The organism is Streptomyces sp. SID486 (assembly GCF_009865385.1).
Lineage (GTDB): Bacteria > Actinomycetota > Actinomycetes > Streptomycetales > Streptomycetaceae > Streptomyces.
On record NZ_WWJT01000663.1, the window covers coordinates 1 to 16,726 of the forward strand.

A 16,726-nucleotide genomic window follows, 5' to 3' on the forward strand; every position below is an offset into this window, starting at 1 on the left:
TCCGCCGGGGCCGGCGGGCTGCCGTGCAGGACGCCGGCGCGGACGCGTACGGCCGCGATCCGGGCGGCGTCGTGGTGCCGGGAGGTGGCGGGGACCTCGTCCAGCACGTGGACGGCGGCGTCCCGGTCGCCCCGGGCCAGGTGGCCGCGGGCCAGGCCGAAGGCGGCGGCGGTGTGCGCGCAGTCCCGTTTCCAGACGGCCTCGTAGTACCGCATGGCCCTGGCCCGGCGGCGGGCGTCGCCGGTGTGCTCGGCGCAGTAGCCGAGGGCCAGTTTGGGCACGTACTCACCGGGCAGGGCCTGGTGGACGGCGTCGAAGCGGGTGTCGGCCAGGTCCACCTCGCCCCTGCTGAGGTGGAGGACGCCGCGGTGCCAGGCGATGCGCCAGTCGTGGGCGGCCGCGCGTTCGCCGAGCTGGGTCTCGGCCTCGGCGAGCCAGCCCTCCGCCGCGCGCTGCTCGCCCTTCCTGAGGTAGGCGCGGCACAGCCACAGCGCGGTCTCCGGGGTGCCGAGGCGGGATTCGCGGGGCCACTGCCGGGCGACCCGGTCGGGGGCGTCGGGCGGGAAGGAGTCCAGCAGCAGGGCGGCGCCGTCGTCGGGGTCGGGAACCGGTTCGGGCAGGGCGCCGGCCACCTCGGCGGCGGCGGGCGGGGCGACGTCGAGGCCGGCGGGTGTCCCGCCGGGGCGGCCGGTCCAGTGGTCCAGGGCGGGGATGGCGCCGAGTCCGGCGTCTAGGCCGGCACCGGAGGGCCGGAACCGGGTGGACGCCTCGGGCAGCTGTTCGCCGAACTGGAGCGAGCGGAACTCGCGCAGGACTTCCCAGAGCTGGCGGGACATCTCGGCGGCGGAGCGGAACCGGGCGCGGGGTTCGGGGTGGGTGGCGCGGGCGACGACGCGCCGGAAGGAGTCGGGGGCGAGGCCGCGGGCGGGTTCGGTGCCGCGGGCCAGGGCCTGGAGGGTCATGCCGACGGTGTAGAGGTCGCTGTCGACGTGCCAGCCGCGGTGGTCGATCTCTTCCGGGGGCGGGGCGAAGCCGGGCGTGTAGACGTAGGCGGAGGCGCGGTCGCCGATCGCGCGGACGGCGCCGAGGTCGACGACCTTGATGGCACGGCCGAAGTGGATGACGTTGGACGGCTTCATGTCGCAGTAGAGCAGGCCGCGTTCGTGCATGTACTGCAGGGCGCCGAGGATCTTGCAGCCGTAGGTGAGGACGTGGTCGAGGCGGGGGCGGCCGTGGAAGATCCGCTCGACGTCGTCGGCGTCGAAGAGCTGTTGCAGGGAGCGTCCGGCGATGTAGTCCATGACCAGGTAGCCGGTGTGCGAGCGGCCGAGGGGGCGGTGTTCGGCGTAGGTGATGATGCGGACGATGTCGGGGTGGTGCAGGTCGGTGAGGGAGCGGCGTTCCTCGACGGCGGTGCGGCGGGCGACCGCGTCGTGGACGTTGATCTGGCTTTTGAGGACGACCCGGTGGCCTTCGGCGCGGGTGTCCTCGGCGAGGTGTATCCAGCCGAGGCCGCCATGGGCGAGGCAGCCGAGGACCTTGTAGTGGTCGGCGACGAACTCGCCCGGGACGAGCTGGGGCATGAGCGAGTAGGGCGTGCCGCAGCGGGGGCAGCGGCCGGTGGCGCGGCCGGGCTGGCCGCCGTAGCCGACGCCGATGGTCATGGTGCAGCCGTTGACGCCGCAGCGGCGGCCTCCGGTGGGCAGCCGGGGGTCGTCGACGAGGACGTCGTCGGGGACGGGGACCTCAGGCAGGACGACGAGGCCGTGCTGGTCGAGTTCGCCGATCCCGGCGACGGCGTGCAGGACCCCCGGGCCGGCGGGCTCCTCGGTGTGCGGGCCGGCCGGGGGGCGGGCCGGCGGTTCGGGGCGCGGCTCGGCGTGCCGGTGGCCGCACGTGTCGCAGTAGCCGGTGGCCATGATGCGGCCCGCGCAGCCGGGCCGGACGCACGAGGTCATGACGCGCCCTCCTCTCCGTCCGCGGTGGCGGAGCAGAAGCCGACGAACCGCTCGACGGCGGCTTCGGCCCGTTCGATGTCGCAGGGGGCCTGCCGGAGGAGGGACAGGGCGTCCTCGTAGAGCCGGTAGGCCACGATGACCCGGTCGCCCTGGGCGGCGGCCCGTTGGCGGCACAGCGGCCATTCGGCGCCGACGCGGCCGAGGAGTTCCTCGCGGCGGCGCAGCCGGGTGTCGAGCAGGCCGATGGCCTCCTCCAGGCGCCGCCGGCGGCGGCCGACGGCGTCCTCGAAGGTGAAGAGCAGGTCGGCGCGGCCGGGTTCGTGTTCCTGGCCGGGGGTGTGGGCGACCCAGGCGCGCAGCATCTGGGTGCGCCGGACCCCGGCCTCGGCGCGGTCGAGCAGGGGCCGGGTGCCGGGGCCGGGCAGCACCCGGCACCGGCGGGCGTCGAGTGCCGGGCCCAGCTCGTCGGTGATGTGGTCGAGTTCGCCGTGCAGGCGGCTCCAGCGCCGGCGCAGCGGCCGGTGCATCAGCAGCTCGGCGGCCCGGGCGGCGGGTCCGTCGGCCCGGCGGAACGCCGGCAGCAGCCGGGCTCCCTGGCCGGCGAGCCGGTCCAGCAGGCCGAGCAGGGCGTCGGGTTCGGCGGCCCGGTCCACGGCGACCAGTACGGCGGTGAGCGGGACGCGCAGGTCGCCGAGCCGTTCGGGCCGGGGGTCGCCGCGGATACCGAGGCGTTCGGCGATCCGGTCCATGACGTCCGCCGCGGTCAGCCCCGTGACGTCGAGGGCGAGGTCGTGGGCGCCCGCGGGGGGCACGGTCTCGGGCGGGTCGTGGCTGACGGCGCTGGTGTTGCGGTGGGTGCGCAGTTCGCGGTCGGCGAGGGTGACGGCGCGTTGCAGGGTCCAGGCGCGGTCACCGGTGGCGGGGACGACGGTGACGAGGACGGGCCAGCCCTCGCCGCGGAACCAGGAGGCCAGTTCGGTGGCGAACGGCACGTCGAGCCGGCCGGCGGCGGCACCGGTGCGCAGCCGGGGGTCGACGGCCTCGGCGCCGTCGGTCCAGGCGGCGGCCTGCGGGAGATGGCTGAGGATGGTCTCGGTGGGGCTCATGTAGCTGAAGGCGGAGCCCGGTCCCTCGTCGACGCTGAGGACGATGCCGATGACCTGGTCGGTGGCGTGGTCGACGACGCCGCCGCCGCTGAAGCCGGGGGCGGCGAGTTCGCCGGGGGTGACCGGGCGCAGCTGCACCTGGCTGTCCCGGCCGCGGGCGGCGACCAGGGTGGCCCCGTGCCAGCGTCCGCCGTCGTCGCCGTCCGGGAAGCCGTACATGCTGACGGGGCCGTGCGGTGCGGCGAGCCGGTAGAGCCGGGTGGTGTGCTCTGCGGGCAGCGGGGCGGCCAGGCGCAGCAGGGCGAGATCGCCGCTGCGGTCGCCGAGGTGCTCGCGCTGGGGCACGTGTTCGTCGGGCCGGACGGTGGCGGGCACGGCGTCCAGGTCGGGGACGCCGACCAGGCGCACGGTGTAGGGGCGGCCGGGGGCCACCACGTGTCCGGCGGTGAGCACCCGTCGGGGCGCGAGCAGCACGCCCGCGCCGAGGACCCGGCCGTCCGGCGTCTCGATGCGCGCGATCCAGGCCGGTGTCCGTAATCGCGCGGCCCCGACTCGCTCCCCCGTGCGCGTCATGGTCCCGAGGTTACTCCGAGTACCGGCCCGGTACTACTGGTGTGCACGAGGTCGTGGGGCGCGGCCGGGGGCGGGCGTGCGGGCGCCTGTGTGACGGGGTCCTATGGCGCACACAAATTCGAACATACGATCTATACACACAGTGTATAGTCCAGGCATGCCTCCTTTGACCGACACGTTGTCGACGCCGGATCACGCGACCAGGAAGATGCGCGGGACCGCGCGCAGGTTGCGTGGCTGGGCCGTCGCGTCCGCCGCGGCCTGTGTCGCGCTGGCCCTGTCCGGCTGCGCCCAGGTCGACACGACGTCACCGAGCACCGCGCGCGCCGAGGCGGCACACGGGGCGCCGGCCCGGTTCGGCACCGTCGACTGCCGCCAGGCCAAGTGCATCGCGCTGACCTTCGACGCGGGGCCCAGCGAGAACTCCGCGCGGCTGCTCGACATCCTCAAGGAGAAGAAGGTCCCCGCCACCTTCTTCCTGCTCGGCAAGGGGCACATCGAGAAGTACCCGGAGCTGGTCAGGCGGATGGCGGCGGAGGGCCACGAGGTCGCCAGCCACACCTGGGACCACAAGATCCTCACCCGCATACCGGACGCGCAGATACGCGAGGAGCTGACCCGGCCCAACGACGCGATCAAGCGGCTCACCGGGCGCACGCCGACGCTGATGCGCCCGCCGCAGGGTCGTACCGACTCCGACGTGCACGCCATCAGCAAGGAGCTGGGCATGGCGGAGGTGCTGTGGAGCGTGACCGCCAAGGACTACACGACCGAGGACTCGGCGCTCATCACCAAGCGCGTCCTCGACCAGGCGTCCCGGGACGGGATCATCCTGCTGCACGACATCTACGCCGGGACCGTGCCGGCCGTGCCCGGCATCATCGACGCGCTCAAGGCACGCGGCTACGTCTTCGTGACAGTCCCGCAGCTGCTGGCACCCGGCAAGGCCGAGCCCGGCAAGGTCTACCGGCCGTGAGTCCGGGCGGCCCGTGGCTCACGGCCGTTGCTCCGGTCAGGTGAGCGGCGCGCGAACGCGCAGGTCGACGCCGCCCGTTCCCTACGATCGTGCGGTGTCCTTCATCACTTTCGAACGCACCGCGCCGCTCCCGCCCGAAGAGGCCTGGCGGCGGCTCACGGAGTGGCCCCGCCACGCCGACGCGGTCCCGCTGACCCGGATCACGGTGCTCACGCCCGCGCCGACCCGCGAGGGCACGCGCTTCGTGGCCCGGTCGGGGGTCGGCCCGCTCAGCTTCGACGACGTCATGGAGGTGACGGTCTGGCAGCCGCCCGCCGGTGGCGAGGCCGGCCTGTGCCGGCTGGAGAAGCGGGGGCGGTGGATCCTCGGCTGGGCGGAGATCGAGGTGCGGCCGGGCCCCGGGGGCCGCAGCCGGGTGGTGTGGCGGGAGGAACTGCGGGTCCGCTTCCTGCCCCGCGCCTTCGACGGCCTGCTGGCGCACACGGGCCGCGTCATGTTCGGCCGGGCGGCGAACGAACTGCTGCGACGTCCCTGACGGCCACCCCGACCGCCTCCGGCGGGCCACCGCCCCGCGGCGACGGCGGCACCGACGGCCGGCGACCACCTCCGGCCCGGCCGGTGACCCGCGGCCGCGACGTCCCTGACGGCCACGCGACCGCCTTGCGGCCGGGTCGTCGACGCCCGGCCGCGCCGCTCCCGTCGCGGCCGGGGCCCGGCTGCGTCTCAGTCCTTCCGGCCCGTCACCGCGACCGTCACACCCAGGCCGATCATCGTCAGGCCGCCCGCCCCGCCGACGGCGGCGAGCCGCCGCGGCGAGCGGCCGAACCAGTCGCGGGCGGCCGAGGCGGCCAGCCCCCAGACGCCGTCGGAGACCACCGCGATGGCGTTGAAGACCAGCCCGAGCAGCAGCATCTGCGCCGGGACGTGCCCCTGCTCCCGGTCCACGAACTGGGGCAGCACGGCGGCGAAGAACACCATCGTCTTGGGGTTGGCGACGCCGACCGCGAACCCCTCCCAGAGCGTGCGCAGACCGCCCCGCTCGGGTCCGGACTCCGCGAACGCCTCGCGCAGCGAGCCGCGCCGCCGCCACGCCCTGACGCCGAGGTACACGAGATAGGCGGCGCCCGCGAGCTTCAGGACGGTGAAGACGAGGACGGAGCGTTCGACGACCGACCCGATGCCGAGCGCCACGGCCACGACGAGCAGGTAGGCGCCGAGGGTGTTGCCGACGACCGTGGTCAGCGCGGCGCGGCGGCCGTGCGCCAGGGCCCGTCCGACCACGAACAGCACGCTGGGCCCGGGCACCACGATCAGCAGGAAGGACAGGACGGCGAAGGCCGCCAGCCGGTCGGAGGACATCATGGCCTCATGCAAGCACGGGGGCGGCACCGTCCGGCAACCGTTTTTCCCGGTGCCGGCCGGCACCGTCCGGCAACCGCTGCTCCCGGTGCCGGCTCAGGCCACCGACCCGATCCGCCGCGCCTGCCGCGCGGCCGTGTCGTGGTGGATGGGGGTGTGCGCGCCGGTCAGCGCGGCCCCGCTGCCCCCGCGCCGGCCCGCGACGATCTCCGCCGCGATGGACAGCGCCGTCTCCTCGGGCGTCCGGGCGCCGAGATCCAGGCCGATCGGGGAGCGCAGCCGGGCCAGCTCCAGCTCGGTGACGCCGACGTCGCGCAGGCGGTCGTTGCGGTCCAGGTGGGTACGGCGGGAACCCATCGCGCCGACGTAGGCGACCGGCAGCCGCAGGGCCAGCTTCAGCAGCGGCACGTCGAACTTGGCGTCGTGGGTGAGGACGCACAGGACGGTACGGCCGTCGACCTCGGTGCGCTCCAGGTACGCGTGGGGCCACTCCACGACGATCTCGTCGGCGTCGGGGAAACGGGTCTTCGTGGCGAACACCGGGCGCGCGTCGCACACGGTGACGTGGTAGCCGAGGAACTTGCCGACGCGCACCAGCGCCGACGCGAAGTCGATCGCACCGAAGACGATCATCCGGGGGGCCGGGACGGAGGACTCGATCAGCACCGTGAGCGGGGCGCCGCAGCGTGAACCCTGCTCGCCGATCTCCACGGTGCCGGTGCGGCCCGCGTCCAGGAACGCGCCGGCCTCGGCGGCGACCGTGCGGTCCAGTTCGGGGTGGGCGCCGAAACCGCCGTCGTACGACCCGTCGGGCCGGACGAGGAGCGGACGGCCGCGCAGCTCCGCCGGGCCCTCGGCGATCCGCGCGACCGCCGCCGCCTCCCCACGAGCGGCGGCGGCCAGCGCGGACGCGAACACCGGCCGGGCGGGACCGTCCGCCCGGACCGGTGTGACGAGGATGTCGATGACGCCGCCGCAGGTGAGTCCGACGGCGAAGGCATCCTCGTCGCTGTACCCGAAGCGTTCGAGAACGGTCTCCCCGTCCTCCAGCGCCTGCCGGCACAGCTCGTACACGGCTCCCTCCACACACCCGCCGGAGACCGAGCCGATCGCCGTGCCGTCGGCGTCCACCGCGAGGGCGGCCCCTGGCTGGCGCGGGGCGCTGCCGCCGACGGCCACCACGGTGGCGACGGCGAAGTCACGTCCCTGCCCGGCCCACCGGTCGAGTTCCTCGGCGATGTCCAGCATCTGTCGGTCTCCTTGGCGAGTTCGTGGACGAGGGGGGGCGGCTAGTGCACGCCCAGCCAGGCCTCGATGGGATGAAGGGCGAAGTAGATGAGGAAGACGACCGTCAGTCCCCACATGAAGGCACCGATCTCGCGGGCCTTGCCCTGGGCCGCCTTGATGGCGACGTAGGAGATGACGCCCGCGGCGACACCGGTGGTGATGGTGTACGTGAACGGCATCAGGACGACGGTGAGGAACACCGGGATGGCGGTCGCGCGGTCGGCCCAGTCCACGTGCCGGGCGTTCATCAGCATCATGGCGCCGATGACGACCAGGGCGGCGGAGGCGACCTCCTGCGGGACGATCGCGGTGACCGGGGTGAAGAACAGGCAGGCCGCGAAGAACAGCCCGGTGACGACCGAGGCGAGACCGGTGCGGGCACCCTCGCCGACGCCGGTGGCCGACTCGATGAACACCGTCTGGCCGGAGCCGCCCGCCACACCGCCGATCGCGCCGCCGGCACCGTCGATGAACAGCGCCTTGGACAGGCCCGGCATCCGGCCCTTGTCGTCGGCCAGGTCGGCCTCGGTGCCGACGCCGATGATGGTGGCCATGGCGTCGAAGAAGCCGGCGAGCACGAGCGTGAAGACGATCATGCCGACGGTCATCGCGCCGACCTTGCCCCAGCCGCCGAACTCGACGTCGCCGAAGAGCGAGAAGTCGGGCATCGAGACCGCGCTGCCGTGCAGTTCGGGGGCGCCGTTCGCCCACTGCCCGGTGTCGATGACGCCGGTGGCGTTGAGCACGGCGGCGACGACGGTGCCGGAGACGATGCCGATGAGGATGGCACCGGGGATGTTCCGGGCCTGCAGCATGAAGATCAGCAGCAGGGTGCCGGCGAAGAGCAGGACGGGCCAGCCGGCGAGTTCACCGGCGGGGCCGAGGGCGAGCGGGGTGGCCTTGCCCTGGTGCACGAAGCCGGACTTGTAGAAGCCGATGAGGGCGATGAACAGACCGATGCCCATCGTGATGCCGTGCTTGAGCGCGAGCGGGATCGCGTTCATGATCATCTCGCGGAGGCCGGTGACGACCAGCAGCATGATGACCGCGCCGTACATCACGCACATGCCCATGGCCTGCGGCCAGGTCATCTCCGGGGCGACCTGGGAGGAGAGCACACCGGATACGGAGAGACCGGCGGCGAGGGCGAGCGGCACCTTGCCGACGAAACCCATCAGCAGCGTGGTGAAGGCCGCCGCGAACGCGGTCGCGGTGATCAGCGCCTTCTGGCCCATCGTGTCCCCCGCCGCGTCCTTGCCGGACAGGATCAGGGGGTTGAGCAGGAGGATGTAGGCCATCGCCATGAAGGTGGTGATGCCGCCGCGGACCTCTCGCGAGACCGTGGATCCTCTTCTTGATATGTGGAAGTACCGGTCGAGCCAGGACCGCCCGGCCGGGACGCGACTGCCGTCGCCGGCGTCGTCGGCTGCGGTTCTGGGCTCCACTGACTGCTGGGTCATGGGCCATCTCCCAAGGTTCACAGGGGCACCCGTCCAACCGCTCCTGCGGCCACGGGATTTGGGAATGGACGACCCGGGGGACGGCCCGAGACGAACTGTTTTCCAGGTACTTCAAGGACCGCGAGCGGTGCGGAACTCAAAGAGGTTCCTCCGGGCGGCGCGGCGGAGTGTGTGACGTTCCCTGCGCCGCCCGGAGAGCTTGAGGTGTTACACGGTGCCCGTCAGGTGCTCGGGCCGCACCGGAGTGCGGTTGAGCTCCAGCCCGGTCGCGTTCCGGATCGCCGCGAGGACGGCCGGCGTGGACGACAGGGTGGGGGCCTCGCCGATGCCGCGCAGCCCGTACGGGGCGTGGTCGTCGGCGAGTTCGAGCACGTCGACCGGGATGGTGGGCGTGTCGAGGATGGTGGGGATCAGGTAGTCCGTGAAGGAGGGGTTCCTGACCTTCGCCGTCTTGGGGTCGACGATGATCTCCTCCATCACCGCCACGCCCAGGCCCTGGGTCGTACCGCCCTGGATCTGGCCGACGACGGAGAGCGGGTTGAGCGCCTTGCCGACGTCCTGGGCACAGGCCAGTTCGATGACCTTGACCAGGCCGAGTTCGGTGTCGACCTCGACGACCGCGCGGTGCGCCGCGAAGGAGTACTGGACGTGCCCGTTGCCCTGGCCGGTGCGCAGGTCGAACGCCTCGGTCGGCCGGTGCCGCCACTCCGCCTCGATCTCGACGGTCTCGCCCTCCAGGACGTCGGCCAGGTCGCCGAGGACCTCGCCGCCGTCGGTGACGACCTTGCCGCCCTCCAGCAGGAGTTCGGCCGTCGCCCAGGCCGGGTGGTAGGTGCCGAACTTGCGGCGCCCGATCTCCAGGACCTTCTCGCGCACCAGCTCGCAGGTGTGCTTCACGGCACCGCCGGTGACGTACGTCTGCCGGGAGGCCGAGGTCGAACCCGCGCTGCCCACCTGGGTGTCGGCCGGGTGGATGGTCACCTGGGTGACGCCCAGCTCGGTGCGGGCGATCTGCGCGTGGACGGTGACACCGCCCTGGCCGACCTCCGCCATCGCGGTGTGCACGGTCGCGACCGGCTCGCCGCCGACGACCTCCATGCGCACCTTGGCGGTGGAGTAGTCGTCGAAGCCCTCGGAGAAGCCGACGTTCTTGATGCCGACCGCGATGCCCACGCCCCGCACGACCCCCTCGCCGTGCGTGGTGTTGGACAGACCGCCGGGCAGCTGGCGCACGTCGGCGCCCTCGCTGGACTCCCACTGGCGCTCGGGCGGCATCGGCATCGCCTTGACGCGGCGCAGCAGTTCGGCGACCGGTGCCGGGGAGTCGACCGGCTGCCCGGTCGGCATGATGGTCCCCTGCTCCATCGCGTTCAGCTGCCGGAACTCCACCGGGTCCATGCCCAGCTTCTTCGCCAGCTTGTCCATCTGCGCCTCGTAGGCGAAGCACGCCTGGACGGCGCCGAAGCCGCGCATGGCGCCGCAGGGCGGGTTGTTGGTGTAGAGGGCGATGGCCTCGATGTCGACGTCGTCGACCACGTACGGGCCGACGCTCAGCGAGGAGGCGTTGCCGACGACCGCCGGGGAGGCGGAGGCGTAGGCGCCGCCGTCCAGGACGATCTTGCACTTCATGTGCGTGAGCTTGCCGTCCCTGGTGGCGCCGTGCTCGTAGTAGAGCTTCGCCGGGTGCCGGTGGACGTGCCCGAAGAAGGACTCGAACCGGTTGTAGACGATCTTGACCGGCTTGCCCGTGCGCAGCGCCAGCAGGCAGGCGTGGATCTGCATCGACAGGTCCTCGCGGCCGCCGAACGCGCCGCCGACGCCGGACAGCGTCATGCGCACCTTCTCCTCGGGCAGACCGAGCACGGGCGCGATCTGCTTGAGGTCGGAGTGCAGCCACTGGGTGGCGATGTAGAGGTGGACGCCGCCGTCCTCCTCCGGTACGGCGAGACCGGACTCGGGGCCGAGGAACGCCTGGTCCTGCATGCCGAAGGTGTACTCGCCCTCGACGATCACGTCGGCCCGCTCACGGGCCCGTGCGACGTCGCCGCGGATGATCGGCTGGCGGTGCACGATGTTGGGGTGCGGGACGTGGCCGCTGTGGTGGTCGTCGCGGTTGTCGTGGACGAGGATCGCGTCCGGCGCGGTGGCGGACGCCTCGTCGGTGATGACGGGCAGCTCCTTGTACTCCACCTTGATCTTGGCGGCGGCGCGGCGGGCCGTCTCCGGGTGGTCCGCGGCGACCAGCGCGACCGGCTCACCGTGGTGCCGCACCTTGCCGTGGGCGAGGACCGGGGTGTCCTGGATCTCCAGGCCGTAGTTCTTCACCTCGGTGGGCAGGTCGTCGTAGGTCAGGACCGCGTAGACACCGGGCGTGGCCACGGCCTCGCCGATGTCGATCGACACGATCTCGGCGTGCGCGACGGTGGAGCGCAGGATCTGGCCCCACAGCATGTCCTCGTGCCACATGTCGGACGAGTACGCGAACTCGCCGGTGACCTTCAGGGTGCCGTCCGGGCGGAGCGTGGACTCGCCGATGCCCCCCTTGGTCTGCGAGCCCTGCGTGATCTTCGTAGGAGCGCCGTTGGCCGGCATGTCAGACCCCCTCGGACTGGCGTGCGGCCGCCAGGCGGACCGCGTCCATGATCTTCTCGTAGCCCGTGCAGCGGCACAGGTTGCCCGACAGCGCCTCGCGGATGTCGGCGTCGGTCGGGTTGGGGTTGTGCTCCAGCATCTCGTCGGCGGCGACGAGCAGTCCCGGGGTGCAGAAGCCGCACTGGACGGCGCCGGCGTCGATGAACGCCTGCTGGATCGGGGACAGCTCGGTGCCCTCGCCGGTCTGTGAGTCGGAGGCCGGCTTGGCCTGCCACTGCTGGGCGTCCTGCAGCGTGCTGCCGCCGCAGGCGCCGGTGGCGCAGCCGCCCTCGGCACGCTGCCTGGCGAAGTCCGCGAGGCCCTCGACGGTGACGACCTCGCGCCCCTCGACCTGGCCGGCCGCGACCAGGCAGGAACACACCGGGACACCGTCCAGGCGGACCGTGCAGGAGCCGCACTCGCCCTGCTCACAGGCGTTCTTCGAGCCCGGCAGGCCGAGGCGCTCGCGCAGGACGTACAGCAGGGACTCGCCCTCCCAGACGTCGTCGGCTTCCTGCGGACGACCGTTCACGGTGAAGTTGACGCGCATTACGCAGCTCCCTCAGATGCGCGGCGGGTACCGCGGTACGACTCCCAGGTCCAGGTGAGCGTCCGGCGGGCCATGACGCCGACCGCGTGCCGGCGGTAGCTCGCGGTGCCGCGGACGTCGTCGATCGGGTTGCAGCCGCCGGAGCACAGCTGCGCGAACTGCTTGGCGATCGACGGGGTGATGATCTTGCCGTTGTCCCAGAAGCCGCCCTCTTCCAGGGCCGCGTTCAGGAAGTCCTCGGCGGCCTTGGCCCGTACGGGCGTCGGGGCGGCGGAACCGATGCCGGTCCGGACGGTGCGGGTCTCGGGGTGCAGGGCGAGCCCGAAGGCGCACACGGCGATGACCATGGCGTTGCGGGTGCCGACCTTGGAGTACTGCTGCGGGCCGTCCGCCTTCTTGACGTGCACGGCGCGGATCAGCTCGTCGGGCTGGAGCGCGTTGCGCTTGACGCCCGTGTAGAACTCGTCGATCGGGATCAGCCGGGTGCCGCGGGCCGCGGACTCCGCCTCGACCTCGGCGCCAGCGGCGAGGAGGGCGGGGTGGGCGTCACCGGCGGGCGAGGCCGTGCCGAGGTTGCCGCCGACGCCGCCGCGGTTGCGGATCTGCGGGGAGGCGACCGTGTGCGAGGCGAGCGCGAGGCCCGGCAGCTCGGCACGGAGACTGTGCATGATCTGGGTGTACGGGACGGAGGCGCCCAGCCGTACGCTCTCCTCGCCGACCTCCCACTCGCGGAGGTCGCCGATGCGGTTCAGGTCGAGCAGGTACTCGGGCCGGCGGTGGTCGAAGTTGATCTCGACCATCACATCGGTGCCACCCGCAATCGGCACAGCGGTGGGGTGCTCGGCCTTCGCGGCGAGCGCCTCCTCCCAGCTGGCGGGGCGAAGGAAGTCCATGACCGGCTCTCTTCTTCTTCGTCTCGTGGGTCGTGCAGATTGAGCCAATCCGTGTGCGGCGGGCCCGGCTCGTTCATGTCCTGTTAACGCGGAGTGGACTCAGTACACCGCTCGGCACTCCGGCGGGGTCAGTCACCGAAACCATGAAGGAGTTGGCTGGCCAGGTCAGGCATCTTGTAGATTCGTATGAACGGAGGTCATCGGCAACCTCTCCGATTTCCCGGGGAAACGCGGGAAACAGCACGGAGACCGCGGATCGCGCACCCGGACGTCCGGTTCCGGGTGGCTCCCCTCCGTCCCTCCTGGATCCATCGTAGGTTTCGAGACAAAGAACGGCGGCGACGAGATGCGGCTGCGCGCACTGCTGGACACCGATGCGCTGGGCCTGCGGCTGCTCGGCGGCGAGGACGAGCTGGACCGCTCGGTACGCGGGGTGATGACCACCGACCTGCGCGACCCGAGCCGGTACCTCTCCGGCGGTGAGCTGGTGCTGACGGGCCTGGCCTGGCGCCGGGACGCCGACGACTCCGAGCCCTTCGTGCGGATCCTGGTGCAGGCCGGGGTGGCGGCCCTCGCCGCCGGTGAGGCCGAGCTGGGCGACGTGCCGGAGGACCTGGTGCTGGCCTGCGTGCGGCACCGGCTGCCGCTGTTCGCGGTGCACGAGTCGGTGGCGTTCGCGACGATCACCGAGCACGTGGTCCGGCAGGTCTCCGGCGAGCGCGCCGGCGACCTGGCCGCCGTCGTGGACCGGCACCGGCGGATGATGACCTCCGGCCCGGCGGGCGGCGGCCCGGACGTGGTGCTGGACCTCCTCGGCTCCGACCTGGACCTGCGCGCCTGGGTGCTGTCCCCCACCGGCCGGCTGATAGCCGGCTCCAAGACGGCGGCCCCGGCGCTGCCCGCCGAGATCTGCGCCCGGCTGGCCGCCGAGCACCTGGCGGCCACCCGCACGGGCCGCCGCGGCCCGCACCGGGTCCTGCTGAACGGCTCCACCTACTCGCTGTTCCCGGTCCGCTCCTCCGGGCGGTCCCCGCAGGCCGCCCGCGACGTCCGCGAGACGGTCCTGTCGGACTGGCTGCTGGCGGTCGAGGCGGACGCGGGCGACTGGCCCGGGGAGCGCCTGGACCTGCTCCAGGGCGTCACCCAGCTGATCGCCGTCGAACGGGACCGCCGGGACGCCGCCCGCACGGTCCGGCGCCGGCTCGCCCAGGAAGTGCTGGAGCTGGTGCAGACGGGTGCCGCGCCCGCCGAGATCGCCGCCCGGCTCCGGGTGGCGGCACCGGTCCTGCTGCCCGGCCTGGGGGCGGCCCCGCACTGGCAGGTCGTGGTGGCCCGGGTGGAGTGGGAGGGCGAGCAGGTCGAGGGCGGCCCGGTCGCCCAGTCGCTGCTGGAGGAGATCCTCGTCGACCCGCTGGCGACCGGTCCCGAACCCTCCGACCGGATAGCCGTCGCGCACACCGGCGACGAGGCGATCGCCCTGGTCCCGCTGCCCGCGGTCTCCTCCGAGCACGACGGCTCGGAGACCGGCCTGCTCGCCGAGTCCCTGCTGAGGTCGGTGAGCGAGCCGCTGTCGGCCGGTCTGGACGACGACGGCCGGCTCACCCTCGGCGTCAGCGCCGCCGTGCACTCGGCGGAGGGCCTGCGCGGCGCCCTGGAGGAGGCCCGGCACGCCCGCCGGGTCGCCGCGGCCCGCACCGGCCGGGTGTGCGCCGCCGGCCACCAGGAGCTGGCCTCGCACGTCCTGCTGCTGCCGTTCGTGCCCGACGACGTCCGGCGCGCGTTCACGGCCCGGCTGCTGGACCCCCTGACGGACTACGACCGCCGGCACCGGGCCGAGCTGATCCCGACCCTGGAGGCGTTCCTCGACTGCGACGGCTCCTGGACCCGCTGCGCCACCCGGCTCCACCTGCACGTCAACACGCTGCGCTACCGGGTCGGCAGGATCGAGCAGTTGACGGGACGGGACCTGTCCCGGCTGGAGGACAAGCTGGACTTCTTCCTGGCCCTGCGCATGAGCTGAGGCCGGTGGGGGCGCGCGACGGCCGGAGCAGGTCACGGTCGCGCCCCACTACTTTGTGAAATCTTTCACCCACCCTCTTGGCCCGGCCCCGCGATAGGTGCTGGAATGCGGCCACCACTCAACAGCTCGATGGCGTGCATGGGGAGGGCAACGTGGCGTATACCGCCATGTCTGGTAACGGAACGACCGATGACGATCCACTCCAGACCGCGGTATGGCGGTTGCGCAGCCGGGCCTGCTGGGCCGACGCGGCGGCGCTGCTGCCGCCCGACCGCCCCGCACCGGCGTTGCAGCGGGCCGCGCTGCTGGTCGAACGGTGCCTGTACACCGAGCGCGGCTGGGCGGAGGCGGAGGACGCGCTGCGGACGGCCGAGGCGGTGGCGCACAGCGACGACGAGCGGGGGGCCGCCGCCTGCGAGCGGGGCCAACTCGCCTACACGGCCACGCTGCACGGTGTCCGGGACCGCGCCGACGAGGCGCGGGCCGCGCTCGGCCGGGCGGCGGCGCTGATCGCTCCGGGGGCGCCCGGCAGGGCCCTGCTGGACTTCCGCCGGGGGCTGGTCGCCGAGAACCTGACCCGTTCCCCGCAGGCGGCTCGCGCCGCGTACCGCCGGGCCCACGCGGGTGCCGCCGCACAGGCCGACCCCCTGCTGCTGTCCTTCACCTGGCGGCATCTCGCGGGCCTCTCGCTGCGGGACGGCGAGGTGGCCGCCGCGCGCCACGGCTTCGCCGAATCCCTGCGGATCCGGGAGGAGTTGGGCTATCTGGTGGGTACGGCCCCGGCGCTGGCGTCGCTGGCCGACACCGAGGAGGAGCCGGAGGCGTCCCGGCTCCGCGAGGAGGCCCGCCGCCTGTTCCGTCTCCTGGGCGGCGTACCGACCTGGCTGGCCCGGCACCTGACCCCACCGGCCCCGGGCGCGGCTACGGCGTAAGGGCTGGGGGGCCGACGCGACGGCGTGGGGACGCCAGAGGGGTTCGGCCGCGGGTCGGTGATGCAACGGGTCGGCGGCTCGGAGGCGGCGACGCAGCGGAGTCCGTGGCTCGGAAGGCCGGTGACTCGGGGGCGGCGACGCAGCGAGTCCGTGGCTCGGGGGGCCGGTGGCTCGGGGGCGGCGATGCAGCGGAGTCTGTAGCTCGGGGGGCCGGTGGCGCGGGGGTCGGCGGCTTGGGGGCCGGTGGCTCGGGGTCGGCGGCTTCGGGGGCCGGGGTCAGGACGCGCCGGCGAAGTGTTCGCCCATCAGTCCCCGCACCACGTCCACGTCCCCCGCGGCCAGCGCGTCCAGCAGGGCCGTGTGTTCGGCCGCGTCCGCGACCAGACCGGCCCGCCCGTGCCGGACCGGCGGCCACTGGGAGCGGCGGTGGAGGTCCTCGGCGATCCTGACCAGCTGCTCGTTGCCCGACAGGGCGAGCAGCGCCCGGTGGAACGCGCGGTCGGACTCCGCGTACGCCGCCGGGCAGCCGGTGGCCGCCGCGCGTACCGTCTCCTCGGCGAGGGGCCGCAGCTCGGCCCACCGCTCGGCCGGCACCGTCCGTGCGAGCCGCAGCATCACCGGCACCTCGATGAGCGCGCGCACCTCCGCCAGCTCGGCCAGTTCCCGCGCCCCGCGTTCGACCACCCGGAAGCCTCGGTTGAGCACGACCTCGACGGCGCCCTCCAGCGCGAGCTGCTGCATGGCCTCCCGCACCGGCGTGGCCGAGACCCCGAACCGCTCGCCGAGCACCGGCGCGGAGTACACCTCGCCCGGCTTCAGGTCCCCGCCGGCCAGCGCCGTGCGCAGCGCGTCCAGGATCTGCCCGCGCACCGAGGAGCGCTGCACCGCGGCCCGCGGCCGGGGGATCGGCAGCTCGGCATGCGTGTGCTCGCCGCGCGCCGCACAGGGCTCCACGGCGTCCCGCTCCCGGCCCGCGACGGC

13 protein-coding genes are annotated in these 16,726 nt (G+C 73.5%); 4 read left to right on the forward strand and 9 right to left on the reverse strand.

The window, feature by feature from the left end:
- Together GT045_RS30995 and GT045_RS31000 are read right to left on the reverse strand one after the other, a co-directional pair.
- On the reverse strand, window positions 1-1,958 hold a 1,958-nt coding region (locus GT045_RS30995), incomplete at its 3' end, for a serine/threonine-protein kinase (protein ID WP_161336208.1).
- Window positions 1,955-3,637 carry a trypsin-like peptidase domain-containing protein gene (locus GT045_RS31000; RefSeq protein WP_161336209.1) on the reverse strand — a complete coding sequence of 561 codons (1,683 nt, stop codon included), beginning with the start codon at window positions 3,635-3,637 and terminating at the stop codon, window positions 1,955-1,957. The genes GT045_RS30995 and GT045_RS31000, both read right to left, overlap by 4 nt.
- A 208-nt stretch (window positions 3,638-3,845) precedes the next feature.
- On the opposite strand from GT045_RS31000, the gene GT045_RS31005 reads away from it, so the two are divergent.
- Window positions 3,846-4,613, forward strand: coding sequence for a polysaccharide deacetylase family protein (locus GT045_RS31005; protein WP_237539009.1), 768 nt, complete (start codon window positions 3,846-3,848; stop codon window positions 4,611-4,613).
- Between the two features lie 94 nt (window positions 4,614-4,707).
- The gene (locus GT045_RS31010; RefSeq protein WP_161336210.1) at window positions 4,708-5,148 is read left to right on the forward strand and encodes an SRPBCC family protein; all 441 of its coding nucleotides are present in this window, start codon (window positions 4,708-4,710) and stop codon (window positions 5,146-5,148) included.
- A 188-nt stretch (window positions 5,149-5,336) separates the two neighbouring features.
- On the opposite strand, the gene GT045_RS31015 is transcribed toward GT045_RS31010, so the two are convergent.
- From GT045_RS31015 to GT045_RS31040, 6 genes are all read right to left on the reverse strand, one after another.
- The gene (locus GT045_RS31015; RefSeq protein ID WP_161336211.1) at window positions 5,337-5,975 is read right to left on the reverse strand and encodes a LysE family translocator; all 639 of its coding nucleotides are present in this window, start codon (window positions 5,973-5,975) and stop codon (window positions 5,337-5,339) included.
- Between the two features lie 93 nt (window positions 5,976-6,068).
- A complete protein-coding gene (locus GT045_RS31020) occupies window positions 6,069-7,220 on the reverse strand; it encodes an XdhC/CoxI family protein (RefSeq protein ID WP_161336212.1) in 1,152 nt (383 codons plus the stop codon).
- Between the two features lie 41 nt (window positions 7,221-7,261).
- Window positions 7,262-8,719 (reverse strand): NCS2 family permease, encoded by a 1,458-nt coding sequence (locus GT045_RS31025; protein ID WP_161287290.1) that lies wholly within the window; start codon window positions 8,717-8,719, stop codon window positions 7,262-7,264.
- Window positions 8,720-8,926: 207 nt separating this feature from the next.
- A complete protein-coding gene (locus tag GT045_RS31030) occupies window positions 8,927-11,311 on the reverse strand; it encodes a molybdopterin cofactor-binding domain-containing protein (RefSeq protein ID WP_161336213.1) in 2,385 nt (794 codons plus the stop codon).
- A 1-nt stretch (window position 11,312) separates the two neighbouring features.
- Entirely contained in the window at window positions 11,313-11,900 is a 588-nt protein-coding gene (locus GT045_RS31035) for a (2Fe-2S)-binding protein (RefSeq protein WP_161287292.1), read from the reverse strand.
- Entirely contained in the window at window positions 11,900-12,793 is an 894-nt protein-coding gene (locus GT045_RS31040) for a xanthine dehydrogenase family protein subunit M (RefSeq protein WP_161287293.1), read from the reverse strand. The genes GT045_RS31035 and GT045_RS31040 overlap by 1 nt, the downstream gene beginning before the upstream one ends.
- Before the next feature lie 346 nt (window positions 12,794-13,139).
- Here GT045_RS31040 and GT045_RS31045 point away from each other — a divergent pair, with 346 nt between their 5' ends.
- Both GT045_RS31045 and GT045_RS31050 read left to right on the forward strand, forming a co-directional pair.
- Window positions 13,140-14,813: a PucR family transcriptional regulator ligand-binding domain-containing protein gene (locus GT045_RS31045; protein WP_161287294.1), complete on the forward strand. Its 1,674-nt coding sequence runs from the start codon at window positions 13,140-13,142 to the stop codon at window positions 14,811-14,813.
- Window positions 14,814-14,980: 167 nt separating this feature from the next.
- On the forward strand, window positions 14,981-15,745 hold the full coding sequence (locus tag GT045_RS31050) for a hypothetical protein (protein WP_161336214.1): 765 nt from the start codon (window positions 14,981-14,983) through the stop codon (window positions 15,743-15,745).
- A 276-nt stretch (window positions 15,746-16,021) separates the two neighbouring features.
- On the opposite strand, the gene GT045_RS31055 is transcribed toward GT045_RS31050, so the two are convergent.
- The coding region (locus GT045_RS31055; protein WP_161336215.1) for a GntR family transcriptional regulator at window positions 16,022-16,726 on the reverse strand (705 nt) is incomplete at its 5' end.